This window comes from Amycolatopsis mongoliensis, from assembly GCF_030285665.1.
Taxonomy (GTDB): Bacteria; Actinomycetota; Actinomycetes; order Mycobacteriales; family Pseudonocardiaceae; genus Amycolatopsis; species Amycolatopsis mongoliensis.
Window position 1 is genome coordinate 10,435,860 of the sequence record NZ_CP127295.1, and the last position, 24,774, is coordinate 10,460,633.

29 protein-coding genes are annotated in these 24,774 nt (G+C 71.9%); 7 read left to right on the top strand and 22 right to left on the bottom strand.

All coding sequences use genetic code 11. The features are described from left to right. Window positions 1-3 precede the first annotated feature (3 nt). On the top strand, window positions 4-456 hold the full coding sequence (locus tag QRX60_RS49625) for a MarR family winged helix-turn-helix transcriptional regulator (protein ID WP_285998410.1): 453 nt from the start codon (window positions 4-6) through the stop codon (window positions 454-456). Here QRX60_RS49625 and QRX60_RS49630 read toward each other — a convergent pair. Both QRX60_RS49630 and QRX60_RS49635 read right to left on the bottom strand, forming a co-directional pair. Beyond that, window positions 453-1,451 (bottom strand): IS481 family transposase, encoded by a 999-nt coding sequence (locus tag QRX60_RS49630; RefSeq protein WP_286003758.1) that lies wholly within the window; start codon window positions 1,449-1,451, stop codon window positions 453-455. The genes QRX60_RS49625 and QRX60_RS49630 overlap by 4 nt on opposite strands. 119 nt (window positions 1,452-1,570) lie before the next feature. After that, the gene (locus QRX60_RS49635; RefSeq protein ID WP_285998411.1) at window positions 1,571-2,275 is read right to left on the bottom strand and encodes a carboxymuconolactone decarboxylase family protein; all 705 of its coding nucleotides are present in this window, start codon (window positions 2,273-2,275) and stop codon (window positions 1,571-1,573) included. Window positions 2,276-2,378: 103 nt separating this feature from the next. Here QRX60_RS49635 and QRX60_RS49640 point away from each other — a divergent pair, with 103 nt between their 5' ends. From QRX60_RS49640 to QRX60_RS49650, 3 genes are read left to right on the top strand one after another with little or no spacing between them, the layout of a single operon-like run. Next, complete coding sequence (locus tag QRX60_RS49640; protein WP_285998412.1) at window positions 2,379-2,978, top strand: TetR/AcrR family transcriptional regulator; 600 nt, start codon at window positions 2,379-2,381, stop codon at window positions 2,976-2,978. A 38-nt stretch (window positions 2,979-3,016) separates the two neighbouring features. Then, window positions 3,017-3,367, top strand: coding sequence for a VOC family protein (locus QRX60_RS49645; RefSeq protein ID WP_285998413.1), 351 nt, complete (start codon window positions 3,017-3,019; stop codon window positions 3,365-3,367). Beyond that, entirely contained in the window at window positions 3,360-3,758 is a 399-nt protein-coding gene (locus tag QRX60_RS49650; RefSeq protein ID WP_285998414.1) for a VOC family protein, read from the top strand. Before QRX60_RS49645 ends, QRX60_RS49650 begins: the two co-directional genes overlap by 8 nt. Before the next feature lie 4 nt (window positions 3,759-3,762). Here the strand turns inward: QRX60_RS49650 and QRX60_RS49655 are convergent, their stop codons facing one another. Continuing rightward, the gene (locus QRX60_RS49655) at window positions 3,763-4,302 is read right to left on the bottom strand and encodes a DinB family protein (RefSeq protein WP_285998415.1); all 540 of its coding nucleotides are present in this window, start codon (window positions 4,300-4,302) and stop codon (window positions 3,763-3,765) included. A gap of 49 nt (window positions 4,303-4,351) precedes the next feature. Here QRX60_RS49655 and QRX60_RS49660 point away from each other — a divergent pair, with 49 nt between their 5' ends. Further along, window positions 4,352-5,038, top strand: coding sequence for an alpha/beta fold hydrolase (locus tag QRX60_RS49660; RefSeq protein ID WP_285998416.1), 687 nt, complete (start codon window positions 4,352-4,354; stop codon window positions 5,036-5,038). 10 nt (window positions 5,039-5,048) lie between these two features. Here QRX60_RS49660 and QRX60_RS49665 read toward each other — a convergent pair whose 3' ends face one another. The 12 genes from QRX60_RS49665 to QRX60_RS49720 form a co-directional block, all read right to left on the bottom strand. Further along, window positions 5,049-6,860 carry a glycosyl transferase gene (locus QRX60_RS49665; RefSeq protein WP_285998417.1) on the bottom strand — a complete coding sequence of 604 codons (1,812 nt, stop codon included), beginning with the start codon at window positions 6,858-6,860 and terminating at the stop codon, window positions 5,049-5,051. After that, window positions 6,857-7,948: a serpin family protein gene (locus QRX60_RS49670; RefSeq protein ID WP_285998418.1), complete on the bottom strand. Its 1,092-nt coding sequence runs from the start codon at window positions 7,946-7,948 to the stop codon at window positions 6,857-6,859. The genes QRX60_RS49665 and QRX60_RS49670 overlap by 4 nt, the downstream gene beginning before the upstream one ends. A gap of 295 nt (window positions 7,949-8,243) precedes the next feature. Beyond that, entirely contained in the window at window positions 8,244-9,518 is a 1,275-nt protein-coding gene (locus QRX60_RS49675) for a deoxyguanosinetriphosphate triphosphohydrolase (RefSeq protein ID WP_285998419.1), read from the bottom strand. A 34-nt stretch (window positions 9,519-9,552) separates the two neighbouring features. Continuing rightward, window positions 9,553-10,206 (bottom strand): YdcF family protein, encoded by a 654-nt coding sequence (locus QRX60_RS49680; protein WP_285998420.1) that lies wholly within the window; start codon window positions 10,204-10,206, stop codon window positions 9,553-9,555. A 32-nt stretch (window positions 10,207-10,238) separates the two neighbouring features. Next, window positions 10,239-10,844, bottom strand: a complete 606-nt coding sequence (locus QRX60_RS49685) for a response regulator transcription factor (RefSeq protein WP_285998421.1) — start codon at window positions 10,842-10,844, stop codon at window positions 10,239-10,241. After that, window positions 10,841-12,043, bottom strand: a complete 1,203-nt coding sequence (locus QRX60_RS49690) for a sensor histidine kinase (RefSeq protein ID WP_285998422.1) — start codon at window positions 12,041-12,043, stop codon at window positions 10,841-10,843. Before QRX60_RS49690 ends, QRX60_RS49685 begins: the two co-directional genes overlap by 4 nt. 26 nt (window positions 12,044-12,069) lie before the next feature. Next, complete coding sequence (locus tag QRX60_RS49695) at window positions 12,070-12,807, bottom strand: ABC transporter permease (protein ID WP_285998423.1); 738 nt, start codon at window positions 12,805-12,807, stop codon at window positions 12,070-12,072. After that, window positions 12,804-13,736: an ABC transporter ATP-binding protein gene (locus tag QRX60_RS49700; protein ID WP_285998424.1), complete on the bottom strand. Its 933-nt coding sequence runs from the start codon at window positions 13,734-13,736 to the stop codon at window positions 12,804-12,806. Before QRX60_RS49700 ends, QRX60_RS49695 begins: the two co-directional genes overlap by 4 nt. Before the next feature lie 158 nt (window positions 13,737-13,894). Then, window positions 13,895-15,283, bottom strand: coding sequence for a glycine--tRNA ligase (locus tag QRX60_RS49705; protein WP_285998425.1), 1,389 nt, complete (start codon window positions 15,281-15,283; stop codon window positions 13,895-13,897). 88 nt (window positions 15,284-15,371) lie between these two features. Beyond that, on the bottom strand, window positions 15,372-16,016 hold the full coding sequence (locus tag QRX60_RS49710; protein ID WP_285998426.1) for a class F sortase: 645 nt from the start codon (window positions 16,014-16,016) through the stop codon (window positions 15,372-15,374). Window positions 16,017-16,115: 99 nt separating this feature from the next. Further along, the gene (locus QRX60_RS49715) at window positions 16,116-16,754 is read right to left on the bottom strand and encodes a class F sortase (protein ID WP_285998427.1); all 639 of its coding nucleotides are present in this window, start codon (window positions 16,752-16,754) and stop codon (window positions 16,116-16,118) included. Further along, window positions 16,755-17,837, bottom strand: a complete 1,083-nt coding sequence (locus QRX60_RS49720) for an LPXTG cell wall anchor domain-containing protein (protein WP_285998428.1) — start codon at window positions 17,835-17,837, stop codon at window positions 16,755-16,757. Between the two features lie 277 nt (window positions 17,838-18,114). Here QRX60_RS49720 and QRX60_RS49725 point away from each other — a divergent pair, with 277 nt between their 5' ends. Both QRX60_RS49725 and QRX60_RS49730 read left to right on the top strand, forming a co-directional pair. Then, a complete protein-coding gene (locus QRX60_RS49725; RefSeq protein ID WP_285998429.1) occupies window positions 18,115-18,480 on the top strand; it encodes an ArsR/SmtB family transcription factor in 366 nt (121 codons plus the stop codon). Continuing rightward, window positions 18,480-18,893: a Fur family transcriptional regulator gene (locus QRX60_RS49730; protein ID WP_285998430.1), complete on the top strand. Its 414-nt coding sequence runs from the start codon at window positions 18,480-18,482 to the stop codon at window positions 18,891-18,893. The genes QRX60_RS49725 and QRX60_RS49730 overlap by 1 nt, the downstream gene beginning before the upstream one ends. A 90-nt stretch (window positions 18,894-18,983) precedes the next feature. Here QRX60_RS49730 and QRX60_RS49735 read toward each other — a convergent pair whose 3' ends face one another. The 7 genes from QRX60_RS49735 to QRX60_RS49765 form a co-directional block, all read right to left on the bottom strand. Beyond that, a complete protein-coding gene (locus tag QRX60_RS49735) occupies window positions 18,984-19,715 on the bottom strand; it encodes a TIGR03943 family putative permease subunit (protein WP_285998431.1) in 732 nt (243 codons plus the stop codon). Between the two features lie 94 nt (window positions 19,716-19,809). After that, window positions 19,810-20,811, bottom strand: a complete 1,002-nt coding sequence (locus QRX60_RS49740; protein ID WP_332845812.1) for a permease — start codon at window positions 20,809-20,811, stop codon at window positions 19,810-19,812. A 119-nt stretch (window positions 20,812-20,930) separates the two neighbouring features. After that, complete coding sequence (locus QRX60_RS49745; RefSeq protein ID WP_285998432.1) at window positions 20,931-21,356, bottom strand: YbjN domain-containing protein; 426 nt, start codon at window positions 21,354-21,356, stop codon at window positions 20,931-20,933. Continuing rightward, a complete protein-coding gene (locus tag QRX60_RS49750; protein ID WP_285998433.1) occupies window positions 21,353-22,168 on the bottom strand; it encodes an isoprenyl transferase in 816 nt (271 codons plus the stop codon). Before QRX60_RS49750 ends, QRX60_RS49745 begins: the two co-directional genes overlap by 4 nt. A 41-nt stretch (window positions 22,169-22,209) precedes the next feature. Continuing rightward, a complete protein-coding gene (gene recO / locus QRX60_RS49755; protein WP_285998434.1) occupies window positions 22,210-23,034 on the bottom strand; it encodes a DNA repair protein RecO in 825 nt (274 codons plus the stop codon). 51 nt (window positions 23,035-23,085) lie between these two features. Continuing rightward, window positions 23,086-23,547 (bottom strand): CD225/dispanin family protein, encoded by a 462-nt coding sequence (locus QRX60_RS49760; protein ID WP_285998435.1) that lies wholly within the window; start codon window positions 23,545-23,547, stop codon window positions 23,086-23,088. Window positions 23,548-23,618: 71 nt separating this feature from the next. Beyond that, entirely contained in the window at window positions 23,619-24,632 is a 1,014-nt protein-coding gene (locus QRX60_RS49765) for an RDD family protein (RefSeq protein ID WP_285998436.1), read from the bottom strand. Between the last annotated feature and the right edge of the window lie 142 nt (window positions 24,633-24,774).

Below are 24,774 nucleotides of genomic sequence, written 5' to 3' on the forward strand. Positions count from 1 at the left end.
CTTATGCACACATCAAGCTCCGACGGCGGCCCCGCCCTCTTCCGGCTGGTCCGGCACTGGGCGCGCCAGTGGGCTCCGGACGTCGTCGAGCGCTTCGCCGCCGACGCCCCGCCGGCGTGGACCGTGCCGAACCTCCTGGTCATCCAGGCCGTCGACGGCGCCACGGCGGACGAGGTGACGGTCGCCGACGTGGCCCACCAGCTGGGCATCGACCGCTCGGTGGCCAGCCGGATGGTCGCCGAAGCGGGCCGGGACGGCTTCGTCGTGCGCGCGACGTCGGCCCGGGACGCGCGCCGCGCGGTGCTGACGCTCACCGACGCGGCGAAGGAGTTCCTCGCCGCTTCGCAGGCCCACCAGCGTCAGGCGTTCGAGGCACTGGTGGGCCACTGGGCCGCGGAGGACCGCGAGCGCTTCGCGGGCTACCTGGGCCGGCTCGCGGACGAGGTCCTCGGTTAGCTGTATTGCCCTGCGAGGTTGGGGACGCGGCTGGCGGGTGGTTGGCCGGCGAGTGCGGTATGGCCGCGATGGTGATTGTAAGTGTGCAACCAGCCCGGTAACGCATCGCGGCGCTGGGTCTCGGTGCGGTAAGGCCGGGCGTAGGCCCATTCGTCGAGCAGGGTGCGGTTGAACCGCTCCACTTTGCCGTTGGTTTGTGGCCGGTAAGGCCGGGTGCGTTTGTGGGCGACGCCCGCGTCGCGCAGCGTGTCGCGCCAGAGCCGAGAGCGGTAGCAGGAGCCGTTGTCGGTCAGCACCCGTGCAACGGTGATCCCGGCATCGGCGAAGAACGCCTGCGCGCGGGTCCAGAACGCGGCCGCGGTCTCCTTCGTCTCATCCGGGAGGATTTCGGTGTAGGCCAGGCGAGAGTGATCGTCCACGGCGTTGTGCAGGTAGCTGTAGCCCAGGTTCGCGCGGCCGCCGACCTTGCGCGGTCGGGCGGGGTCACGGTGGGCGGCGCTGTTGCGGCCACCGGCGGCACGTCCGTGAACGCGGTGGCCGCCGCCGTCGGGGATGTTGCCCAGCTTCTTGATGTCCACGTGCACCAGATCACCGGGTGCCGGGTGTTCGTAGCGGCGGACCACCCGGCCGGTGGCCCGATCCAGATGCCGCAGCCGGGCCAGCCGGTAGCGGGACAGGACCCGATGCACCGTGGAAGGGTTCAACCTGAGCAGGTAGGCGATGCGGGCCGGTCCCCACCGGCGCAGGACGCGGACCTTGATGATCCGTCGTTCGGTCCGGGTGGGAGTCCGGTTCGGGCTGGTGGCAGGCCGTGACGGACGGTCGGTCATGCCTGCTTCGCCGTGGTCGCGGTAGCGGCCGGCCCATCGGACGGCGGTCGTGACCGAGACCTGGAACCGGTCCGCGGCTCGTCGCAGAGGCCAGCCCTCGTCCACGACGCAGCGGGCCAGGCGCAGCCTGCCGGTGGGGGTCAGGGGTGCGTTAGCGTGGGTCACGAGGGCCTCCAGGTAGCCGGTGCAGATGTCGCAATCCACACCGAACCCGGAGGCCCTCCCTCACACCAAGATCATCCGATCACGTGTTGCCCCGTCCCCAACCTCCGTGGTCAATACAGTTAGCCCAGGATTTCGTTCAGAGCTTCCCAGGCGTGCCAGGCCCGGGTGACGCCGAACTGGGCGTTGAAGCGCAACGCGGCCCGGACGTCCTCCGGTGACGCGCCGCCCCGCATCGCGCGCCCGACGTGCGTGCGGAAGGTGTCGGCCAGCGTTTGGTAGTGGACATCGACGCTGAGACTGACGAGGCCCCGCTCGCGTTCGCTGAGCGTGCCGGGCCCGTGGCCGGTGCGCATCCGCGACTGCAGGTCGAAGTAGCCGGCGAAGTGCGGGTCCAGCTCGTTCAGCCGGTCGCGCACCGGCTCCGGCAACGGGCTGGGCGCGGCGTCCGGCCCGGTCGACAGCAGCTCGGGCGCCAGCGGTTCGGCGTCATCGGGGGTGATCCCGAGTTCCGCTTCGAGCTCGGCGATCCGCTCGATGCCCGCAGTGGCAACGTGGTAGCCGCAGTCGTACGAGACGAACCGCAGCAGCTCCCGGATGTCCGAAGTGGACACTCCGGCGGCCAGCCCGGCCCGCGCGTGGGCGGTGAAGGCCAGGCCCAGAATCCCCTGGCAGACGTCGGCCGTGACGCACAGGAACGTCTTCTCCCGGTCGGTCAGCTCCGGGATCGCCCGGACGTGCTTCGCGGTGGCGCCGACCATCTGGGCGAAGACCGGGTCGAGCGCGGCGAGCCGCTCGAGGCTGGTCGGACTTGCGGTGGTGGTCAAGATCGTGCTCCCTCAGTGTAGTGAACGTTCGTAGCGCTACAGCTGTAGTGCGAGTGACGCTACACCTGTAGCGCAATAGGTGTCCAGCTACACTGGACCGACCATGACCGAGAACCGCCGCCGCCCCAACGCCCGCGGCCAGGGCGAGCTGCTGCGCGAAGAGATCGTCACGGCCGCCGTGCGGATGCTCGACGAGCTGGCCGACGACGAAGCGCTGTCCCTGCGAGCCGTCGCGCGCGCGGTGTCGATCGCGGCGACGTCGGTCTACCTGCACTTCCCGGACCGCGACGCGCTCGTGCTGGCGGCGATGCAGCGGTGCCACGAGGAGCTCGTCGCCGCCGGGGACGCGGCGGCCGCGGAGGCGCCGGACCCGGCGGCCGCGCTGCGCGCCCGGATCCTGACGCAGGCGGCGTGGGCGCGCGAGCACCCCGGGCTCTACAAGGTGCTGCACGAGAGCAAGGTCCACCGGCGGCTCGGCATGCCGTTCAAGGAGGTCATGGTGGCGCGCACGATCGACGCGGTCCAGGCGTGCATGGACGCCGGCCTGGCGCCGGCCGACGACGCCACGACCGTCGCCATCGACCTGCGGACCGCCGTCAACGGCATGCTGGCGCAGCGGATCAACGAGCCCGACCTGCCGTGGCCGCCGGCCGTCGAGCAGGTCGACCGGTTCCTCGTGAAGCTGGTCGGCCTGCGGCGCTGACTTGTGCCCGGCGCCGGGACCGGCTTGGGTGAGCGGGTATGACCCCGGGTTTCCAGACGGTGATCCCGCGGATGGTGGTGCGCGATCTCGTCGCCGCCGTCGCGTTCCTGCGTTCGGTCTTCGGCGCGACCGGCGAGGCCGACGGCGGGCGGCCCGCCGAGATCCGCCTCGGCGACTCGCTCGTCATGGTGTCGGCCGAAGGCGAGCGTGAGCTGTTCCCCGCGTTCCTCTACGTGTACGTCGCCGACGCGGACGCGACGTACCGCCGGGCCCTGGACTGCGGCGCGACGAGCCTCGAGGCTCCGGCGAACATGCCCTACGGCGACCGGCGCGCGATGGTCCGCGACCCGTTCGGCAACGTCTTCCAGATCGCGCACCGCCGTGGCTGATCGCGTCCCGCGGCTGCGCCAGGTGGTCCTCGACGCACCGGACGCCCGTGCGCTGGCGGAGTTCTACCGGCGGCTGCTGGGGTTCTCGTACCGCCCGGGCGATCCGGACGACTGGGTGGTCCTGCTCGACGCGTCGGGCGTGCCGCGGCTGGCGTTCCAGCAGGTGCCGTCACTGCCGCCGCCGACGTGGCCGTCCGGCCCGCGGCCGCAGATGCTGCACCTGGACTTGACGGTGGAGACGCGGGCCGAACTGGACGAGCAGCACGACCGGGCGGTGTCCCTGGGCGCGCGGCTGCTGGCGGACCAGGCGGACGATCCGGAGGAGCCGCTGCGCGTCTACGCCGACCCCGCGGGGCACCCGTTCTGCATCTTCGTCGGTCCGGCGTTCTGAGCCACTACTCGCCCGTACTGCCGTCGACCGACTCGCGGATGAGGTCGGCGTGGCCGTTGTGACGGCAGTATTCCTCGACCATGTGGACCAGGATCCAGCGCAGGCTCGGCGAAGTGCCGTCCCGCCGCGTGTGCTTCGACGGCTGCGAAAGGTCACCCTGCGCCAGCGCTTCCGCGTACAGCTCGCGCGACCGCGCAACGGCCCGCTGCCAGAGCTCGCGGAGCTGCTCCGGGGTGTCCTCCGCGGCGGAATCCCAGTCCCAGTCCGGGCTTTCACGCCAGTCGACGGCGTTCCACGGCTCCGCCGGCTCGCGGTCGAACAGGACGCAGGAGAACCAGTAGTCCTCCACGTACGCGAGGTGCTTGAGCAGCCCGCCCAGCGTCAGGGTGGACGGTGGGAGCGTCGCGCGCAGACCCGCTTCGCCCAGCCCGGCGCACTTCCACGCCAGGGTGTCGCGGTGGAAGTCGAGGAAGCCGAGCAGGATCGCGGCTTCGTCGCCGTCGACGGGCGGCTCGGTCCGCCCCTGGTCGTCCACTGAGGTCACGGGCGCCGACTCTACCGAAACTGTCGGACCCCTCCGCTAGGTTTCCGGCATGGCTGAATTCGTACTGGTGGCAGGCGCTTGGCTCGGTTCGTGGGCGTGGGACGACGTGGTCCCGGGGTTGCGCGAAGCGGGTCACGGCGCCCACGCGGTGACGTTGTCCGGCGTCGCCGAAAAACGCGACGTGCCCGCCGGGCAGCAACGGCACGTGCAGGACATCGTCGACGTCGTCTTGCAGGGCGACCTGCGGGACGTCGTGGTGGTCGGGCACAGCTACTCCGGCATCCCGGTGGGGCAGGCGGCCGAGCGGATCGGCGACCGGCTGAGGCGCGCGGTGTTCGTCGACTCCAACGTGCCGGCGGACGGCGAGTCGTTCACCTCCGGCTGGTCCGAGGCGCAGGCCGCGGCCCTCACCGAACGCGGCTTCTGGCCACCGCTGACCGCGGAAGACTATGCGGGGCAAGGACTTTCGGCCGCCGAGATCGCCCGGATCGTGGCGGGCTCGACCCCGCACCCGGCCGCGTCGCTCACCGAACCCGCAGTGCTTTCCCGTCCGCTGGGCGAACTCCCGGCGACCTACGTCAAGTGCCTGCTCGACGGCGAAACGCCGAGCCGGGACGTCGCGAAGCTGCTGGAAAGCGACCGCTGGCAGCTGGTGGAGCTGGACACCGGGCACTGGCCGATGTTCTCGCGGCCGCAGGAGCTGACCACGATCCTGCTGGAGGCGGCGAAGGACTGACCCCGGCCGGTCACGGCGTCAGGGCGCGCACGTCCCAGATCCACACCCCGCCGACGAACTCCGCCGGCTTGCGCAGCAGGAGCTCCACAGTGGACTTCAGCGCTTCCTGGTTCTGGCGCGGCCCGACCACCAGCACGTCCGCGTTCCAGGCGCGCAGGTCCGCCAGCGCCTGGGTGCGGTCGGCTTCGGTGACGTCCGCGGCCTGCCCCGTCTTCTCCACCTCCGCGAACAGGTCCGAGGTCGGCAGGGGCACCGCGCCGTAGCGGCCGCGGCGGTCGTCCGGTGAGGTCGGGCCGACGAAGTAGCCCTCCGGCATCGGGTAGCCGAGGCCCGCGTCGACCTGCCAGTGCAACGGCTCGGCCTCGCCGGTGCTCGGCAGCGGAACGGGCACCAGCGAACCGCCCGGGGCGATGTACTGGCGCCAGATCCCGTCGGCGAAGAAGGGCGGTGAAAGGGGGCGCTGGTGCGTCACCAGTTCCGTCGGCGCGATCGGCAGCAGCACCGCCACCACCGCGCCGATCCAGATCATCCGCAACGGGAACCGGGGCTTGCCGTCCAGCGGTTCCGGCAGCTCGGCCGCCGCCGCCCAGACGCGGTGCGTCGCGATCGCCAGGAGCCCGCCGACCACGGGGATGCAGCCCATCGCGAGCCGGGATTCGAGCAGCGAATCCAGCAGCGGCAGCTGGCCGAGCCACTTCCACGGCCCGGCGATGCCGGTGTCGTCGTGCGCCACCGTGATTTCGACACCCAGCGAAAGGAGGGCCATCACGTACATCGTGATCGCCAGCGCGCGCGAAACGACGTCGCGCCACAGCCAGATCGTGAGCACCACCATGAGCACGATCAGCGGCCAGCCGAAGAACGCGTTCTCCTCGGTGCGGTTCATCGACACGTCCGCGGCCGCCTCGGGCGCGCCGGCGATCGACTGCGTCGCGAAGCGCGTGAACGCCGCCGTGTCGTTGCCCGCCGAACCGTGCAGCAGCGAGTGGAAGCTCTGCGGGCCGAAGAACTGCCAGTACAACGGGAACCCGGCGATCAGCAGCGCGACGACCGCGCCGACGCCGATCCCCTTGCCCAGCGGCGCCAGCATGCCGCGGATTTCGGCGCGGTGCGGGATCAGGTAGGCGATCGCGAACACCACGAACGTGATGGCGAAGATCATCAGCGGTTCTTCGCCCAGCAGGATCTGCCACGCGACGAGCAGGCCGAGCACGATCCCGTTGCGCACCGGGCGTTCGCCGTGCGCGATCTGGATGGTCTTGAGCGCGATGAACGGCAGCACGAACAGCACGACGAAGTTCGGGTGCGCGTTGCCGTGCGAGATCATCGGCGGGGCGAAGCCGCAGAACGCGCCGCCGATCGCGGCCGCGGTGCGGTTGGGCACCAGGTGGCGGGAGAAGACCCAGTACCAGCCGGTCGCGGTGCCGGCGAGCCCCGCGGTGAGCACGATCGCCCACGTCAGCGTCGCGCCGAAGGTCAGCGTGATCGGCGCGAGCGGGATGTTCAGGCCGAACATCGCCGCGTTCGCCGCCATGTTGACGCCGAGCGGGTAGTTCTGGAGGTCCGTGGTGAACGGGTTCTGGAAGTGCAGCACGGCCTTCGCGACGACCGTCGAGTACCACTCCCACTGGCTCTGGTCGGCGGCGCCGTTCCAGAGGTAACCGCGCTTGAGATCGAACCAGAGCCCGTTGTAGAGCAGGATCGTGAACAGCAGGAACCCACCGGTGATGGCGGAGTCCTGCCATGCCCAGCGCTTCGGGCCTTCGGGTGGTTCGGCGGCGGGCGGGACGAGTTCGGGGACGGCTTCGGACTTCAAGCTCACGGTTCGACCACCCTGGCGAGGAAGTGGAGGGCCCCGGTGCCGGCGTGCCGGACCAGCAGCAGGAACGGCCGGTCGACCGTGACGGTGACCGGGTCGTCGATGATCATCGAGGTGAGGCGCATGGTCAGCGCGGTCGCCGCGGCCCCCTCGAAGCCCTGTTCGTCCACGCGCAGCACGGCCTGGTGCAGCACCTCGGACACGATGAGCCGCGGGTCCGGGGAGAGCCCGCTCAGGTCGGCCTTGTCGGTGAACATCGTGCGGACGCCGAGGTCGCGCAGCACGCCGGTGAGCGAACTGGCGACGTCCAGCGAGATCTTGGGCAGCGCGAGCTCGACGGGCTTGAAGCCGATCCCGTCGAGCAGGCTCGTCAAGCTCGCCGGGTCGAGCGCCGCTTCGGCTTCGGCGAGGTCGCCGTCGGGCAGCAGCACCACGGCCTGGAAGCCGCCCGCCGCGACCAGCCGCACGGCCTGCCAGCCGGCGGCGTGCGCGTAGCCGACGCGTTCGCTGAGCCACATGGTCGGGACGTCCCGGGTGCCGGACGGGGCGTGGAACGGCGCGTCGGCGGTGTTCGCCTCGCGGAACGGCAGCTTCCACGCGGCCTTCAGGTACAGCGCGTTGACCAGCACGGCCGCGACGTCCCGGTCGATCGAGCCGGGCGGCAGCAGCTGCGGGATGAGGCCGCGCGTGGTGCGCTCGACGTCCTCGTTGATCAGGGCGCGCGCGGCTTCGGGCTCCTTCTCGAAGGGTGCGCTCGCGACGGCGGCACCGGGCCACCCGGCCAGCTCGGCCTTGAAGGAGTCTTCGAGCGGGAGCCGGTCGTCGGCCCACAGCGTGTTCGAGACGGCGAGCTCGGCCTGCTCGCCGCGGGCCTCTTCGACGAGCTGCGCGGCCTCCCGCAGCAGGACGGCCTGCCGGTCGGGGTCACCGAGCAGGGCGACGAGCTCGTCGCGGGTCTTCCCCCGGGCGGCCCGCGCCGCCAGGGTCAGCGCACTGGCCACCGAATACGGCGAGAAACAGGAGTTCCCGCCCGCGGCGCCGAGGGCCGCGTGAACGGCGAGGGCGAACCGGAGGTGGCTGTCCGTGGCCATGCGGGCGAGCGTACCGGAACGGTTCGCCCCGCCGGGCGGCCACGCGGAACTCCGCCCACCGGTGACAATTCCCCCACCCGGAACCACACAGCCGAATGCCAGAACGCACCCCCGCAAGCCCGTGATCCCGGGGTCGGCCCGCGTACCTGGAGGGGCGGCCCACGTGATCGGAAGGGCATCACCCGTGATCAGGAGGGCATCACGCGTGATTGGGCGGGCATCGGCGTGATGCCCCTTCAGACACGTGTGATGCCTCGCGGAGCACGTGTGATGCCCCGCGGCGCACGGGGCCGGGTCAGCGGTGGTGACGGGTCACGTGCCACGAGTACCACGTGTGGGCCTGCGCGTCCGTGAGGGAGGCGACCTGGTCGATCACCACGCGCAGCAGCCCCGCGTCGTCGCGGGCCGTGTTCCAGGCCGGGACGAACAGCGGGTCCAGCGACTCGGGCGCCCGGCGGGCCAGCGCGTGGACCAGCTCCACCAGCAGCTCCCGCTGCCCCTCCTGCATCGCCAGCCGCCGGCGGTCGCTCATCACGTACCGCAGCGCCAGCGCCTTCAGCAGCGCCACCTCCGCCGCGACCTGCTCGGGGACGCACAGCCGCGCCCGGTAGCAGCCCAGCGGCCCCTCGCCGAACTCCGCGCGGGTGCCCGTGACCGCCGCCGTCGTGAAGCGGCCGACCAGTTCGCTCGTCAACCGCTTCAACGCCACCTGCGCGCCCGGCGAGCCGTCCGGCTCCGCCGACGTCAGCGCCGCCACCACCGGCAGAGCCAGCAGTTCCGCCGCCGCATCCTCCAAAGTGGACACCGACTGCGCCGAGAAGTGCTTGGCCGCGGCCTCGGCGACGGCCGCGCGCTCGTCCGGGTGGGCGAGCACGCGCAGCTTGATCCGGCCGGCCAGCACCCCGTCCTCGACGTCGTGCACCGAGTACGCGACGTCGTCGGCCCAGTCCATGATCTGGGCTTCCAGACACGTCCGCTCCGCCGGCGCCCCTTCGCGGACCCACTCGAACACCGGGACGTCGTCGGCGTACACGCCGTACTTCGCCTGCCCCGGCTTGCGCGGCCACGGGTACTTCGTGGTCGCGTCCAGGCACGCGCGGGTGAGGTTGAGCCCCACCGGGTCGCCGTCGGCGGAGAGGAACTTCGGCTCCAGCCGGGTCAGGATGCGCAACGTCTGGGCGTTGCCCTCGAACCCGCCACACGCGGCGGCCACTTCGTCGAGGGCGCGCTCGCCGTTGTGCCCGAACGGCGGGTGCCCGATGTCGTGCGCCAGCCCGGCGGTGTCGGCCAGGTCCGGGTCCGCGCCCAGCTCGTCGGCGATCCCACGGCCGATCTGCGCGACCTCCAGCGAGTGCGTCAGCCGGGTGCGCGGGACGCCGGTGACCTCGGCGCCCTCGCCCGGCCCGACCACCTGGGTCTTGCCCGCGAGCCGCCGCAACGCCGCCGAGTGCAGCACGCGGGCCCGGTCGCGCGAGAACGCGCTGCGCCCGTCCGCGCGCGTGCCGGGCAGCGCCGCGCCCTTCGCCGGCTCCGGCAGCAGGCGGGCGGTGTCGTGCTCGGTGTAGTCCACCCGACCAGCCTAAACGCGGCCACCGACAAAAAGCTCAACCCAGGAAGGTGGCGAAGAGATCGTCGGCCGGGGTCTTGGTCAGCCGGTAGTACAGCAGCGCGCCGGTCTCACGGATGATGTAGCGCACCTGCGTGACGCGCTCCTGCACGATCGGCCCGCTGTGCGTCGGCGCGGTCCAGGCGTCCAGGCCCAGGTCGTCGGCCATCGTCCGGGCCCGGAAGGAGTGCCACGGGTCGCTGACCAGCACCGCCGTGTGCCAGCCGCGCTCCTGGACCTCGTCCGCGACCGCGCGCAGGCTGCGCAGCGTGTCGCTGCCCTCCCCGACGGCCAGCGTCGCGGACGACGGCACGCCGTGCCGGGTCAGCCAGAGCTGGCCGGCGCGGGCCTCGGTGAAGTTGTCCTCGGCCTTCTTGCCGCCCGCGGTGACGATCGTCTTCGCGACGCCCGCGTCGTAGAGCTGCTTGGCCTTGACCAGCCGCGCCGCGTAGATGTCCGACGGCTTGCCGTTGTACTGCGCGGCGCCCAGCACCACGATGACGTCGGCGGGCGTCCGGTCGTTCTCGCGCGCGACCTGCCAGACGCGGAACGCCGTCCCGCCGACGAGCGCCAGCAGCATGAGGACCGTGCCGAAGGCGATCCGGCGCGCCCAGCTCGCGCGCGTCGGCTTCGTGCGTTCAGCGGTACCCACCCGGCCCATCTTGTCAGAAGGCCACCGGCCCTTCAGAGCCAGCCGCGCTCCTCGGCGACCCGGACCGCTTCGGCCCGCGTCCGGGCCCCGGTCTTGCCGATCGCGGCGGAGAGGTGGTTGCGCACGGTGCCTTCCGACAGGTGCAGGGCGCGAGCGACGTCCGCCACCGTGCTGCCGTCCTTGGCTTCCCGCAGCACGTCCCGCTCCCGCCCGGTGAGCGGGCTGGCGCCGGTGGCCAGCGACTCGGCGGCCAGCGCCGGGTCCACCACCCGGAGTCCACTGTGGACCCGCCGGACGGCTTCGACGAGCTGCTCGGGCGGGGCGTCCTTGACGACGAACCCGGCCGCGCCCGCCGCCATCGCGCGGGCCAGGTAACCGGGCCGGCCGAACGTCGTGCAGATGATCACCCGGCACGACGGCAGCGCGGTCCGCAGCTCGGCCGCCGCCGCCAGGCCGTCCTTGCCCGGCATCTGCACGTCGAGCAGGGCGACGTCGGGCTTGGCCTCGCGAGCCGCGGCCACCACCTCGTCGCCGGAGCCGACCTGCCCGACCACCTCGATGTCCGATTCGAGGCCGAGCACGGTGGCCAGTGCCCCGCGCACCATGGCCTGGTCGTCGGCCAGCAACACCCGGATCAAGCGAGTCCTCCCGCGGGTTCGGCACGCACGGCCGGAGCGGCCGCACGGGGTTCCGGCAGCGGGATCTCCGCCCGCACCAGCAATCCTCCCCCGGGCCGGGCCGATGCCCGCAGGGTGCCCCCGACCGCGGCCAGCCGTTCGGTGAGCCCGCGCAGGCCGTTGCCCGGGACGACCTCGGCGGCCGTGCCGTCGTCCTCGATCTCCAGCCAGGTGTCGCCCAGCCGGACCTTCACCTGCTTGGCCCCGGAGTGGCGCAGCACGTTCGTCACGGCCTCGCGCAGCACGTACCCGAAGGTGGTCTGGAACTCCGGCCGGACGTTGTCGACGGCGTGCGGCAGGTCGGGGTCGATCTCCGCGGCCCGCAGCGCCGCGCGCGCCCCGACGAGCTCCGCCGACAGCGACACCTCGCGGTACTCCGACACGGTCGCGCGGACGTCGGAGAGCGCGCTGCGGGTCAGGCTTTCGACCTCGCGGATCTCCTCGACGGCGCGCGGGATGTCGCCGGCGCTCTCCAGCACCCGCCGGGCCAGCCCCGCCTTGACGGTGATCGTGGTCAGGCTGTGCCCGAGCAGGTCGTGCAGGTCGCGGGCGACGCGCTGGCGTTCGTTCGTCACGGCGAGCGTGGCGATCTCCTTGTTGGCCAGCTCGAGCCGCCGGACCGCGCGGATGAGGTTGGCCATGAAGAACATCGCCAGCGTCACCGAGCCGACGGTGATCAGGTCGCCGTAGCCGTCCTGGAACCTGCCGTCCGCCACCAGCAGCAGCGCGCCCACCGCCAGCGTCGCGAGGTCGACGATCACCGCCCACGCGGCCGGGGTCAGGAAGACCATCACCGCCGTGCCGTAGAGCAGGATGAACGGGCTCGCCGAGGCCGCCGCGACCACGCCGAGCCCCAGCAGGTTCATCCCGATGCCGAAGCCCAGCTTCACCGGCCGCGTCCGGCGGAAGACGAAGGGGAACAGCAGGTAGCACAGCGCGTAGGCGTAGACCAGCACGCCGATGAACACGACCTCGGCGTCGACCTCGGGCCGGGAGGCCAGCGACTTCGTGACCGGGATCAGGAACGGCAGCAGGAAGACCGCGCCCATGATCGGCCAGCGCACCTGGTCGGGACCGTTGTTCTCCGGGTCGGGCAGCGGGTCGTCCCACCACGCTTCCCGGCTGTTCAGCCCGAACCGGTGCCTCTCGGACTTCGCCATCGCCGTTCCTCGCCCTTCTCCGGCCCTCAGACGCGGGCGCTGTCCTTACGGTAACGCCTGATCACCAGTGCCCCCAGCACGGCGGTCCACGCCGCGAGCACGCCGACAGCCGTCGGCAGCGAGACCACCATGTCGCTGGTCACGGCGGGTCGCGCGACCTGCAGCACCCAGTACGTCGGCATGATCTGCGCGAGGTCGTGCATCCAGGACGGCATGCCCTCGATCGGGATCCACAGGCCGCCGAGGAACCCCATGCCGAGGGTGACGATCATGCTGATCGGCTGCATCGTCTCGGGGGTGCCGAACTGCCCGATCAGCAGGCCCAGCAGGACCAGCGGGACGGTGCCGAGCCAGACGCCGGCGAAGATCCGGATCCAGCCCGCGGCATCGACGTGCACGCCCTCGACGGTCACGGCCAGCAGCGGCACGAGGATCAGCGCGGGCAGCCCGACGAGCATGCCGGACAGCCCCTTGCCCGCCAGGTAGCCGGTGCCGGTGAGCGGGGTCAGCCGCAGCTGCCGTTGCCACCCGAGCGCGCGTTCCAGGGCGAGCCTGCCGCCGCTCGTGTTGGCCGCGGCAAACGTCCCGAACGTCATCATGTTGATCATGATCACGGCGGCGACCGCGGCGTGGTCCGGTGCGTCCGCCTTCGTGAAGACGCTGGCCTGCAACAGGAACATCAGCACCGGGAACGCGATGACGAAGATCAGGAACCGCGGCGCGCGGAAGTTCCGGCGGATTTCGGTGAGCAGGTAGGTGGTCATCGCGCGGACTCCGGGGTCTCGTCGGCGGTCAGGGAGAGGAAGGCGCCTTCGAGGCCGACGGCGCTGATCTCGACGTCGTGCACGGCGGGTACGGCCGCTTTGAGCGCCCACAGCGTCGCGTCGGAGTCGCCGGTGGAGATCGCGACGCGGTCGCCGCGCAGCTCGAACTCCTTGACGCCGGGCAGCGCCGCGACGACGGCTTCGGTGGCACCCGGGACGGCGGCCCGCAGCGTGCGGCCGCCGGCCAGCGCGCGGACCTCGGCGACCGAGCCGTCGGCGACGACCCGGCCGCGCCGCATGAGCACCACCCGGTCGGCGAACTCCTCGGCCTCTTCGAGGTAGTGCGTGGCGAACACGACCGTCCGACCGGACTCGGTGAACGAGTACATCGACTGCCAGAACTCCCGCCGGGTCCCGACGTCCATCGCGGCCGTCGGCTCGTCGAGGATCAGCAGGTCGGGGTTGCTGACCAGGGCGACGGCGAAGCGCACGCGCTGCTTCTGCCCGCCGGACAGCTTGTTCGCGCGGCGGCCGGCCAGCTCGTCGATCCCGGCGGCGCGCAGGGCCTCGGCCACCGGCATCGGCCGGCGGTGCAGGGCCGCGACCATGCCGACGGTCTCCCCGACGGTCAGGTCGTCCATCAGGGCGCCGCCCTGCAGCATCGCGCCGATGAGGCCGGCGCGGACCGCGTCGACCGGCCGGCGCCCGAACACGCGCACGTCGCCCGCGGCCGGCGTGGTCAGGCCGAGGATCATGTCGACGGTGGTGGACTTGCCCGCGCCGTTGGGGCCGAGCAGGGCGACCACCTCGCCCGGGGCGATCGTCAGGTCGACGCCGTCGACCGCGTGCACGTCGCCGTAGTGCTTGCGCAGGCCGGTGAGATGGACCGCGGCCCCCGCCGCCACCGCCTGGATGTCTGTTTCTCGCATGCCCCCAGGCTGCCGCCCGGCGGGCCCGGGTCCCCAGACCGTGCGTCACGACCTGACCGTGACAGGTGTCAGGGGTGCGGCCCTCCGGAAAGCCGTGAAGGCCCCCTTACCGGCTCAAGATGCCGGTAAGGGGGCCTTCACGGACCTTCGAAGCGGAGTCAGCAGCCGATCAGGCGGCCGGCCAGGTACGACTCCAGCTTGTCGATCGCGACGCGTTCCTGCGCCATGGAGTCGCGGTCGCGGACCGTGACGGCGTCGTCCTCGAGGCTGTCGAAGTCGACCGTCACGCAGTACGGCGTGCCGATCTCCTCCTGGCGGCGGTACCGCTTGCCGATCGACCCGGCGTCGTCGAAGTCGATGTTCCAGTGCTTGCGCAGCAGGTCGGCGACGGCCTTCGCCTTCGGGGTCAGGTCGGCGTTGCGCGACAGCGGCAGCACCGCGGCCTTGAACGGCGAGAGCCGCGGGTCGAGCTTCAGCACCACGCGGGTGTCGGTGCCGCCCTTGGCGTTCGGCACCTCTTCCTCGTGGTAGGCGTCGACCATGAACGCCATCATCGACCGGCCGACACCCGCGGCCGGCTCGATGACGAACGGCCGGTACCGCTGGCCCGAGGCCTGGTCGAAGAACGACAGGTCCTGGCCCGAGTGGTTCGAGTGCGTGGTCAGGTCGAAGTCGGTGCGGTTGGCGATGCCCTCGAGCTCGCCCCACTCCTGCCCGGCGTTGAACGCGAACCGGTACTCGATGTCGACAGTGCGCTTCGCGTAGTGCGAGAGCTTTTCCTTCGGGTGCTCGAAGTGGCGCAGGTTCTCGGCCTTGATACCGAGGTCGGTGTACCACTTCGTGCGCTCGTCGATCCAGTACTGGTGCCAGGTCTCGTCCTCGCCCGGCTCGACGAAGAACTCCATCTCCATCTGCTCGAACTCGCGCGTCCGGAAGATGAAGTTGCCCGGGGTGATCTCGTTGCGGAACGACTTGCCGATCTGGCCGATGCCGAACGGCGGCTTCTTCCGCGTCGTCGTCTGGACGTTGGAGAAGTTCACGAAGATGCCCTGCGCCGTCTCCGGGCGGAGGTAGTGCAGGCCTTCTTCGGTCTCCACCGGGCCGAGGTAGGTCTTCAGCATCATGTTGAAGTCGCGCGGCGCGGTGTACTTGCCGCGGGTGCCGCAGTTCGGGCACGGGACGTCGGACAGGTCGTCCTCGGTGGTCTCCTTGCCGCTGCGCGCCGAGTACTCCTCGGCGAGCTGGTCGGCCCGGAACCGCTTGTGGCACGAGAGGCACTCGATCAGCGGGTCGGTGAACACGTTGACGTGCCCCGAAGCCACCCACACCTGGCGCGGCAGGATCACCGAGGAGTCGAGGCCGACGACGTCGTCCCGGCCCTGGACCACGGTCTTCCACCACTGGCGCTTGATGTTGTCCTTGAGCTCGACCCCGAGCGGCCCGTAGTCCCACGCCGAGCGGGTACCGCCGTAGATCTCTCCGCTGGCGAAGACGAAACCACGGCGCTTGCACAGGCTGACTACGGTATCGATGGTGTTCGTGGGCACTCCACGCTCCGGAAGCATGCGGGGACGGTTATCGGACTAGAACGTCAAGGGTATCCGCCGGGGCCCGCCGCTTTTCGCGCAGGTGAGGCTACGGCCGGGACACCAGCGACGCCGTCACGACGCGGTTGTCCTCGTAACCCTCGGTGCCGCCGACGTACTCGCCCCCGCAGGTGACCAGGAGCAGCTTGTGCGGGCCGTCCGGGTCGAACAGCTGCTCCGACCGGCCGGCCAGCTCGGACTTGTGGATGGTCTCGGCCGCGTCGACCCGGTAGACCCACGCACCGCCCGCGGCGTCGGTCAGCTTGACCTCCTGCCCCTGCTTGACCTGCCACAGCTCGGTGAACGGGCCCTTCTTGCCCTTCCAGTTGACGTGCCCGGAAAGCAACGCGACACCGTGGTCGGCGCCCAGCTTCGCGCCCCACCACGCGGCTTCGTCGAGGCCCTCGGGGATCTTGAGGGCACCCGTGGCGTCGAGGTCCTCCTGGACGAGCTTCGCGGCACCGCCCCCGGGCAGCGACAGCTGAGCCGGCGCCTGCCCGGTGTCCTGCTTCGCGGGCTGGTCCGCGGCCGCGACGGGCGTGGTGGTGGCACCGTTCGCGCCGGCGGGTTCATCCTTTCCGGTGAAGATGAGCAGGGAGGCGACGATCGCCGCGACCACGAACGCGCCGGCGACGCCGGCGATCCACCAGCGGCCGGAGCCCGTCTTCCGCTCCGCCGGGTTCTGCTCCTGCATGCGCCTGTGCTCCTTCGCCGTCGTGACAAGTCACGGACAGACATGCCGTGAAGGACGGCGGAGGTTGCACCGGATCGGAAGCGGGCCGGCGTCGCCCGGTCAGCCGGTGGGGCGCGTCACCAGCCGGGCCGTGACCAGGCGGTTCTCGTCGTAGCCCTCGGTGCCGCCGACGTAGTCGCCGCCGCAGGTCACCAGGACCAGCCGGTGCGGGCCGTCCTGGGCGAACCACTTCGCCGCCTGCTCCGGCAGCGTCTCCTTCGGGAGCGTCACCACGTCGTCGACGCGGTAGACCCAGCGGCCGCCCCTCGCGTCGACGACGCTGACGTCGTCGCCGTCGCGCATCCGCCAGAGCTCGTCGAACGGGCCGCGGTGGCCCTCCCAGTTCACGTGCCCGGACAGCAGCGCGGCGCCCTGGGCCGCGCCCAGCTTGGCGCCCCACCAGGCGGCGTCACCCAGGCCGCGCGGGATCGGCAGCACGCCACGGTCGGTGAGTTCCGTCCGGACCAGGCGGGCGGTGGCACCGTCGGGCAGCCGGACCGTGCCCGGACGCTGCTGCGCGGCGGACTCGCTGTCCGCGGGCAGCACGGCCGGGGCCGCGTTCTCCCCCGGCAGCGAGCCGGGCGGCGGCGCGGCGGCCTGGGTGGTCGTCGGCGGCAGCCAGGTCAGCACGATCACCCCGGCCGCGAAGGCGGCCACGGCCAGCGCCGCCGAGACGGCGGCCAGCCCGGTGCGCAGCACCTAGTCCGTCCCGGACTTGCGCCGCCTGCCCAGTAGCAGCGCGACGGCCCCGAAGAACACCCCGCCGAAGAGCAGGCCGATGCCGAGCGGCACGCGCGAGCCGTCGCTGCCGGTGTCGGGCGCGGCCGCGCCGAGGTACCCGGCCGGGACCTGCGTCGGCACGGCGGCCTGCGAGGCGTTCGTGCCGCCCGCGGTGCCCCCGGCCTTCGCGACGAAGCCCTTCGGGACCGAGCAGCTGACCCCGCCGAGCACGATCGTCGTCCGGACGTCCTGGAGCGCGGCCCCCGCCGCGTCCTTGACGTGGGTGGTGATCTCCACGCGCCAGCCGGCGACGGCGGTGTAGTCGCCGCCCCGCCAGCCGTCCTGGCGGATCAGCTGGTCGAACGCGCCGACGCGGGTCAGCCTGAGATCGGAGAGCGTGGTGTCCTTGCCGGCGTTCGTGATGTCGCCGGGCGGGCCGAGCCGGAGGTTCTTCAGCTCGAGGCCCGCGTTGCCGCCGGGCATCGGGACGATGCCGAGCCCGCCGTCCTGGCGCACCCACAACCGGGTCACCGACGACGTGCCGGTGAGCTTCACCGGCCCGGTGCAGTCCACCGCCGTCTTCGCGCCTTCGAGGACGAGCACGGTGTCGTCGACCGGCTTCGCGCCGCCCTGCCAGGTGTCGCGCAGCGCGTAGGTGGTCTCGGCGACGGCGGTGGGCACGGTGGTCGCCTGCAGCGCGGCGACGACGTTGTGGTCCCGGCTCGCGACGCCCGCCGGGTAGGGGTTGCCGTTGCTGTAGCGGCCGAGGTCGATCTGGTAGTGCCCGCCGAAGGTGGCGCGCTCGCCGTCGTCCTTGGGCACCGAGACGCGGTCCGTGCCGAGCTTCGACTGGCCGGGCAGCAGCGGGGAGCGCTGGGTCTCGGTGATCAGCGCGCCGCCCTTCTGGCCCTCGCTGCCGATCCGGACCGACGCGATGTTCGCGAACGAGACCGGCCCGGTCTTCTCGTCGACGGCCTGGCTCTGCGCCCCGGCCACCCCGGCGCCGACCAGCGGGAAGAGGACGGCCGTCAGTACGGCTGCTTTCGTCACGGAACGGGTCATGTCTCCCCACTGCTCTGCTTCGGGCGGGTCGCCAGCGTACGAGAAGCGACGAAACGCTCCGCGACAACCTTGCACCGTCCGCCACGACATGCGAAGCCGAAGAGGCAATTCCCCACGAACTCACCCGAATGGAGCAATGCGACCGACCGTAGTCCGCAGAGCGCGGTGACGGAGCGGGTGCTATGCGGGGGAACACTAGGATGGGTGGCGCCGTTATCGGCAATGACTACGGAATTCATGGTCGCCGGCGGCGATGACGAGCAGCGTGGAGGCGGGAATGGCGACAGTCACCGGCGGTGGCGCCCAGCCGGGCCTCGGGGAGTGCGCACCGGTGGCGGCCGAAGCGCCGGCACACCCGCCGGCGTCGGTCCTGACCGACGCGGGCGACCTGCTGCGCGCGCTGGCGGCGCCGGTCCGGATCGCGATCGTGCTGCAGCTGCGCGCGGCCGACCGGTGCGTGCACGAGCTGGTGGACGCCCTCGACGTCGCCCAGCCGCTGATCAGCCAGCACCTGCGGGTGCTGAAGACCGCCGGGGTGGTCCAGGGCGAGCGCCGCGGCCGCGAGGTCGTCTACCGGCTCGCCGACGACCACCTGGCGCACATCGTCGTCGACGCCGTCGCCCACGTGCAGGAAGGACAGTGATGAACGCCGCCGCGCCGCGCAGCCAGGCCCCGGTGCCCGGGCGCCGATCGACCCGCCAGCGAGCCGCGGTCGTCGAGCTGCTGAGCACCGTCGACGACTTCCGCTCGGCCCAGGAACTGCACGACGAGCTGCGCAAACGCGGCGACGGCATCGGCCTGACGACGGTCTACCGCACGCTGCAGTCGTTGTCGGAAGCCGGCGAGATCGACGTGCTGCGCACGGACTCGGGCGAGGCGATCTACCGGCGCTGCTCGGCGCACCACCACCATCACCTGGTGTGCCGCCTGTGCGGCCGCACGGTGGAGGTCGAGGGGCCGGCGGTGGAGCGCTGGGCGGAGAAGATCGCGGCCGAGCACGGCTTTTCGGAGATCTCGCACACGGTGGAGATCACCGGGACCTGCGCGGAGCACTGACCCGCGGGCCGCGGGTGCCGCGCTGGGGCGCGCCCCCGAGGAGAGGTCTCGAGACACCGCTGTCACGGGCGTGGCGGCGGTCGCCCCGGCTCAGTACTCGTACGGGTCCTGCGGTGCGGGGATCGTCGTGATCGAGGCCAGGGTGAAGTCCGGCGTGTAGCTGTTGTTCTTCGTGGCCGTGCCGGGGACGACCTGGCCCGTCACCCGGATCCACGTGTCGCTCGCGAGGTGGTCGGCTTCGCCGCCGCGGAGGCGCACCGTCACCGGGAACGCGTCCGCCGCGCAGCAGCTGATCACCAGGCGGGCCAGCAGCGTGCCGCCGCCGGTGTGCACGACGAAGCCGGTCAGGGAGACCGTGCGGTGGTCGAGGGTGCCCGCCGCGTCCCAGCCCGCGCGGCTGACGAACTCGTTGACCGCCAGCGGCACCACGTTCCCCGCGGGCAGGGGCGGGAACGCGGCGGCGTTGGCGGCGGCCGCGCTCGCCGGGACCCGCGCCTCGGTGCGGATCACCGAGTCGGCGCCCAGGGCGGGCGGCGCGACGAGGAAGACGGCCAGCACCGGCACCAGCAGCAGCCAGGCGGGCCGCGCCGAGTGCGAGTGGCCGTCGTGGTCGTGGTCCGGCTCTTCGGAGGTCTTCGCCCGCGCGGCCAGGAGGTCGCGCACGACGGCGACCGCCCCGAGCAGCACCATGACCGCCCCGCCGGCGATGATCCACGGCTGCTGCGCCGGCTTGACGTAACGCAGGTAGTCGCCGTTCACCGCGATCTTGATCAGCGCGCCGCCCAGCAGGATCAGCAGGATGTTCTGCGTTTCGCGTTTCACGCCGCCTCCCACGCCGACGAATGGCGGCGTCCGGGACCAGGCACCAATCCCTTGCCCGCCAACGGCTTCCGGCCCGGCAGAGCACTCGCCACCGTCATGCCACCCCCACCACGAGACCGGCCGCCACGGCACACAGCGCCGCCACCACGAACGTCGCCGGGGCGAACCGCGCCGCGAACGACTTGCCGAACGTGCCCGCCTGCAGCGCGAACAGCTTCACGTCCACCGCCGGCCCGACCACCAGGAACACCAGCTTCGGCAGCATCGGCAACGCCGTCAGCGACGCCGCCACGAACGCGTCCGCCTCGCTGCACAGCGCCAGCACCACCGCCAGCACCGCCATCACCACGATGCCCAGCACCAGCTGGTCGCCCAGCACGCCGAACCACTTCGCCGGCACCAGCACGTTCAGCGCCGACGAGATCAGCGCCCCCAGCACCAGGAAGCCGCCCGCCTCGACCAGGTCCGTGCGGGCCGTCTCGGCGAACACCCGCCACCGCTGACCGCTCGGGACTTCGGGCAGGCGCCGCAGCGCGCGGGCGGTGATCCACTCCAGCTTGCCCCAGCGGGCCCACAGCCAGCCCATCACCATCGCCGTCGCCAGCGAACCCGCGAAGCGCGCCAGCACCATCTCCGGCTTGCCCGGGAACGCCACCGCCGTCGCCACCAGCACCACCGGGTTCACCGCCGGCGCCGCCAGCAGGAACGTCAGCGCCGCCGCCGGTGCGACCCCCTGCCCCATCAGCCGGCGCGCCACCGGCACCGAAGCGCATTCACAGCCCGGCAGCGCGACGCCGGCCAGCCCGGCCACACCGACCGCCGCGCCGGCTCGCCGGGGCAGCACCTTCTCCAGCACCCGGGCGGGCACGAACGCCGCGATCGCCCCGCTGATCAGCACGCCCATCACCAGGAACGGCAGGGCCTGCACGCAGACCGCGACGAACACGGTCGAGCCGGTGCGCAGCGCGGGCACGTCGAACGCCTGCTGCAGCCGGCCCTGGGCGAGGATCGCGACCAGCAGGATCGCGCACAGCACCTCGACGGAGCTGATGCGGAACCGGCGGGTGCGCCGCGCGTTGCCGGAAACGATGTTCACGACGGCGATGATGCCAGCAGGGTCCGACAGCGAGAGCACCGCACAGTCGCGAACGGTCGAAAAAGGCCGGATTCCGACCGGAATCCGCCGTTCGCGCCGGGAAGAACACCCCGGGTGGGTTACTCGCCGGGCACGATTCCCGGCAAATCGGTCCGCAGCTGCGACGCCGTCGACACCACCAGCATCAGCAACGTCCCGAGCGCCGCCGCGTCCAGTCCCGCCGCCGGGAACGCGTACCGCAGGGTCACGTCCACGCCGTTGTCGGAGTGCCCGACGCCCAGCGTCCCGAACAGTCCCTGCCCCGCCCGCTCGGCGACGGCGATCGACAGCTCCGGCCCGTCCGCGAGGTCCCAGCCGACCACGCAGGTCAGCGTCAGCACGGTGAGGCCCTCGCCGAGCCGGGTCGCCTGGATCACGCACGGGACGTCGCCATGGGCGAACGTCAGCGCGCCGTCGTCGTCGACGTGCACCTCGAGGTAGCGCTCGAGGGACTCCTTCGCCTGCGTCAGCAGCTCCGCGGTCTCCGCCGCTTCGGTCGCGCTCATGACGACGACGCCTGGTCGACGGCGCCGCCGAAGCGGCGATCCCGCTTCGCGAACTCCAGGCAGGCACGCCACAGGTGCGTCCGGTCGAAGTCCGGGAACAGGGTGTCCTGGAAGACCATCTCGGCGTAGGCCGACTGCCACAGCAGGAAGTTCGACGTCCGCTGCTCGCCCGAAGGCCGCAGGAACAGGTCCACGTCCGGCATGTCCGGCTGGTAGAGGTACTTGCCGATGGTCTTCTCGGTGACCTTGTCCGGGTTCAGCTTCCCGTCCGCGACGTCGCGCGCGATCCGGTGCATCGCGTCGCCGAGCTCGGCGCGGCCGCCGTAGTTGACGCACATCGTCATGTTCAGCGCCGTGTTGTGCTTGGTCTTCTCCTCGGCCGCCTGCAGCTCCTTGATCACCGACGCCCACAGCTTCGGCCGCCGCCCGGCCCAGCGGATGCGCACGCCGATCGAGCCGAGGTAGTCGACCTGGCGGCGGATCGTGTCGCGGTTGAAGCCCATCAGGAACCGCACCTCTTCGGGGCTGCGCTTCCAGTTCTCCGTCGAGAACGCGTACACCGAGAGCCACTTGACGCCGATTTCCACCGCGCCGGCGGCGACGTCGATCATCACCGCTTCGCCGCGCTTGTGGCCCTCGATCCGCGGCAGGCCGCGCTGGTTGGCCCAGCGGCCGTTGCCGTCCATGACCAGCGCGACGTGCTTCGGGACCAGCTCGCGCGGGATTTCCGGCGGTTTCGCGCCGGACGGGTGCGGATCCGGGGCCCGCTGCTCGTATCGCGACGCCTTGCTCTCGCGTCCCCTGCGCAGCACTGCGAGCCTCCCTGGATGGGTGAAACCGATCTGGCCCGACCCTACTGCCCGGGCACCCCCTGTCCTTCGGGGGTCCGGGTGGCGGAGCCCCCGGCTCGGGGCGAAGCCCCGGATGTCAGCACGGTCTCCCGGGCACGTCGCTCGACCAGGGGCAGGGACCGGAGCTGACGCTCCAGATGCCACTGCAGGTGGGCCGCGACCAGGCCGCTCGCGTCGCGGCGGGTGCCCTGCGGGGTCGACTCGGCCAGCGGCCATTCGCCGTGCAGGAGGGCGGTGAGCAGGTCCAGGACCTCGGGCGCGGGGTGCACGCAGCCGGGCACGCGGCAGTCCTGGCACATCGAGCCGCCGGCGGCGACGCTGAACGCGGTGTGCGGGCCCGGCAGGCCGCAGCGGGCGCACTCGGTGAGCGCGGGCGCCCAGCCGGCGTAGGACATCGCGCGGAGGAAGAACGCGTCGAGCACCAGGGACGCGTCCCGCTCCCCGGCGGCCAGCGAACGCAGCGCGCCGCAGACGAGGAGGTAGAGCTTGAGCACCGGTTCGCCCTCTTCGGCCGAAAGCCGGTCCGCGGTTTCGGCGATCGCGCTGGCCGCGGTGTAGCGCTGGTAGTCGGCGACCAGCGGCAGCGCGAACGCGTCCACGGTCTCGACCTGGGTGATCACGTCGAGCGTGCGGCCGGTGTAGAACTGCACGTCGACGTGGCCGAACGGCTCCAGCCGGGCACCGAAGCGCGACGAGGTGCGCCGCACGCCCTTCGCCACGGCGCGGACCTTGCCGTGCCGTCGCGTGAGCAGGGTGACGATCCGGTCGGCCTCACCCAGCTTGTGCGTGCGCAACACCACCCCGGTGTCGCGGTAGAGGTTCACCACCCCGACATCGTCCCACCTTCGGGCGATGCCGGGGTGGAGCGCCCCGCGGAATCAGCAGTAACGGCCGCAGGAGGCACTGAACGCGATCAGCGGGATGATGACCGCGAACAACAGGACGACGCAGCTGATGCCACCCAGGATCGACGAGACCAGGCAGAGCGTCTTGGTGGTGCGCGACGCCTGCTCCGCCATCATGTAGTTGCCCTGCATCTTGTACGTGCCGACCTCGTTGGACTTCATGATCGCGAAGATGCCGAGGATGATGCCGCCGAGGAAGAGCGAGGCGATCGCCCAGCCCTTGTAGTCCTTGATGGCGTTGATGTCACCGCCACCACCGGGCATGCCGTAGCCGGGAGCGCCGAAGCCGCCGGTGGGCGGCTGGCCGTACGGCCCGGGCTGCCCGTACGGCGCCGGCTGGCCGTAGGGCGCGGGCATCCCGCCCGACGGCGGGCCGTAACCGGGCTGCTGCGGCTGCTGGCCGTAGGGCTGCTGCTGGCCGTAGGGATTGGTCATGAACGTGTACCCCCAATTACTCGTGAACGTCCGCCCGGGTCACCCCGGCGGTGGTGCGGGAAAGGCGTGCTTCAGTGGTTCGGCGGCTGGTTCGGCGGCTGGCCGAACTGGCCGGGGTCGATCTTCCGGGTCTCGCCGGCGTCGTCGTGCGCCTCGGGACGCAGCATCTGGGTGCGCTCGGCCTGCTCGTCGAACGCGGACCCGCCGCCGGCGGAGCCCGGGCGGAGCATCTCGGTGCGCTCGACCTCGTCGAAGGCGGAGCCGCCCGGCGGCGGGGCGAGCGGCTGGCCCGGCTGCGGCTGGCCGAAGCCGCCCGGCTGCGGGGGCTGCGCGAAACCGCCGGACGGCGGCTGCTGCGGGAAACCACCCGGCGCGGGCTGGCCGAAGCCACCGGACTGGGGCTGCTGCGGGAAACCACCCGAGGGCGGCTGGCCCGGCTGCTGCCCCGGCGGCGGGTAGCCGCCGGCGAACGCCTGCGCGCCGGGCTGGGCGAACGGGTTCGGCGCGGCCGAGTCGTCGGCCTGGACGACGACCGTGCCGACGATCTTGTCGGCGAGCGTCTGGGACTTGTCGTCCCACAGCGGCCACAGCCAGCCGATGTAGCAGAGGACGTTGTCGACGAAGTGCGCGAGGTCGCGCAGGAAGGCCATGCCCGCGCCGATCGGCTGCCCGTTGTCCTCGCGGACGAGCTTGATCTTGGCGACGCGCTTGCCCATCGACTGGCCGGTGTTGCCCTGCTGGATCCAGCGGTTGAACACGCACCACACGATCCAGCCGACCATGGCGACGAAGGCCAGCAGCGAGAAGACGAAGTTGAAGTGGAAGACCGCGCCGATGATGCCGATCACGAGGTAGACGGCCAGCGCGGGACCGAAGTCCACGAGCCACCCCACGGCGCGCTGGCCCCAGTTCGCGTAGTTCTGCGGTGCGCCGAAGGGAGTTCCCGCCTGGCCGAACGGCCCGGGCTGCCCGTAGGGCGCGGACTGCCCGTACTGCGGCAACGGCGGACCGGGCTGCGGTTGTCCGAACGGCTGCTGGCCGCCGGGCTGCTGCCCGAACGGCTGCTGACCGTAGGGATCGGTCATCTGGGTCTCCCCCTCGCTGGTCACTCCACCGCACGCTCCGTGCGGAACCGGGTGCGAATGTACGGCACTGGTCCGCGGGAGCGTACTCGGTTCACCTGCGGCCGCGCCGCCCAGGCATCCACTGTCCGGGTGAACCTGACGA

Coding starts and splice junctions, on each gene's coding strand:
- QRX60_RS49625 (WP_285998410.1), top strand. CDS start 4: ATGCACACATCAAGCTCCGACGGCGGCCCCGCCCTCTTCCGGCTGGTC.
- QRX60_RS49640 (WP_285998412.1), top strand. CDS start 2,379: ATGACCGAGAACCGCCGCCGCCCCAACGCCCGCGGCCAGGGCGAGCTG.
- QRX60_RS49645 (WP_285998413.1), top strand. CDS start 3,017: ATGACCCCGGGTTTCCAGACGGTGATCCCGCGGATGGTGGTGCGCGAT.
- QRX60_RS49660 (WP_285998416.1), top strand. CDS start 4,352: ATGGCTGAATTCGTACTGGTGGCAGGCGCTTGGCTCGGTTCGTGGGCG.
- QRX60_RS49670 (WP_285998418.1), bottom strand. CDS start 7,948: ATGGCCACGGACAGCCACCTCCGGTTCGCCCTCGCCGTTCACGCGGCC.
- QRX60_RS49690 (WP_285998422.1), bottom strand. CDS start 12,043: ATGGCGAAGTCCGAGAGGCACCGGTTCGGGCTGAACAGCCGGGAAGCG.
- QRX60_RS49695 (WP_285998423.1), bottom strand. CDS start 12,807: ATGACCACCTACCTGCTCACCGAAATCCGCCGGAACTTCCGCGCGCCG.
- QRX60_RS49700 (WP_285998424.1), bottom strand. CDS start 13,736: ATGCGAGAAACAGACATCCAGGCGGTGGCGGCGGGGGCCGCGGTCCAT.
- QRX60_RS49710 (WP_285998426.1), bottom strand. CDS start 16,016: ATGCAGGAGCAGAACCCGGCGGAGCGGAAGACGGGCTCCGGCCGCTGG.
- QRX60_RS49720 (WP_285998428.1), bottom strand. CDS start 17,837: ATGACCCGTTCCGTGACGAAAGCAGCCGTACTGACGGCCGTCCTCTTC.
- QRX60_RS49725 (WP_285998429.1), top strand. CDS start 18,115: ATGGCGACAGTCACCGGCGGTGGCGCCCAGCCGGGCCTCGGGGAGTGC.
- QRX60_RS49730 (WP_285998430.1), top strand. CDS start 18,480: ATGAACGCCGCCGCGCCGCGCAGCCAGGCCCCGGTGCCCGGGCGCCGA.
- QRX60_RS49745 (WP_285998432.1), bottom strand. CDS start 21,356: ATGAGCGCGACCGAAGCGGCGGAGACCGCGGAGCTGCTGACGCAGGCG.
- QRX60_RS49760 (WP_285998435.1), bottom strand. CDS start 23,547: ATGACCAATCCCTACGGCCAGCAGCAGCCCTACGGCCAGCAGCCGCAG.
- QRX60_RS49765 (WP_285998436.1), bottom strand. CDS start 24,632: ATGACCGATCCCTACGGTCAGCAGCCGTTCGGGCAGCAGCCCGGCGGC.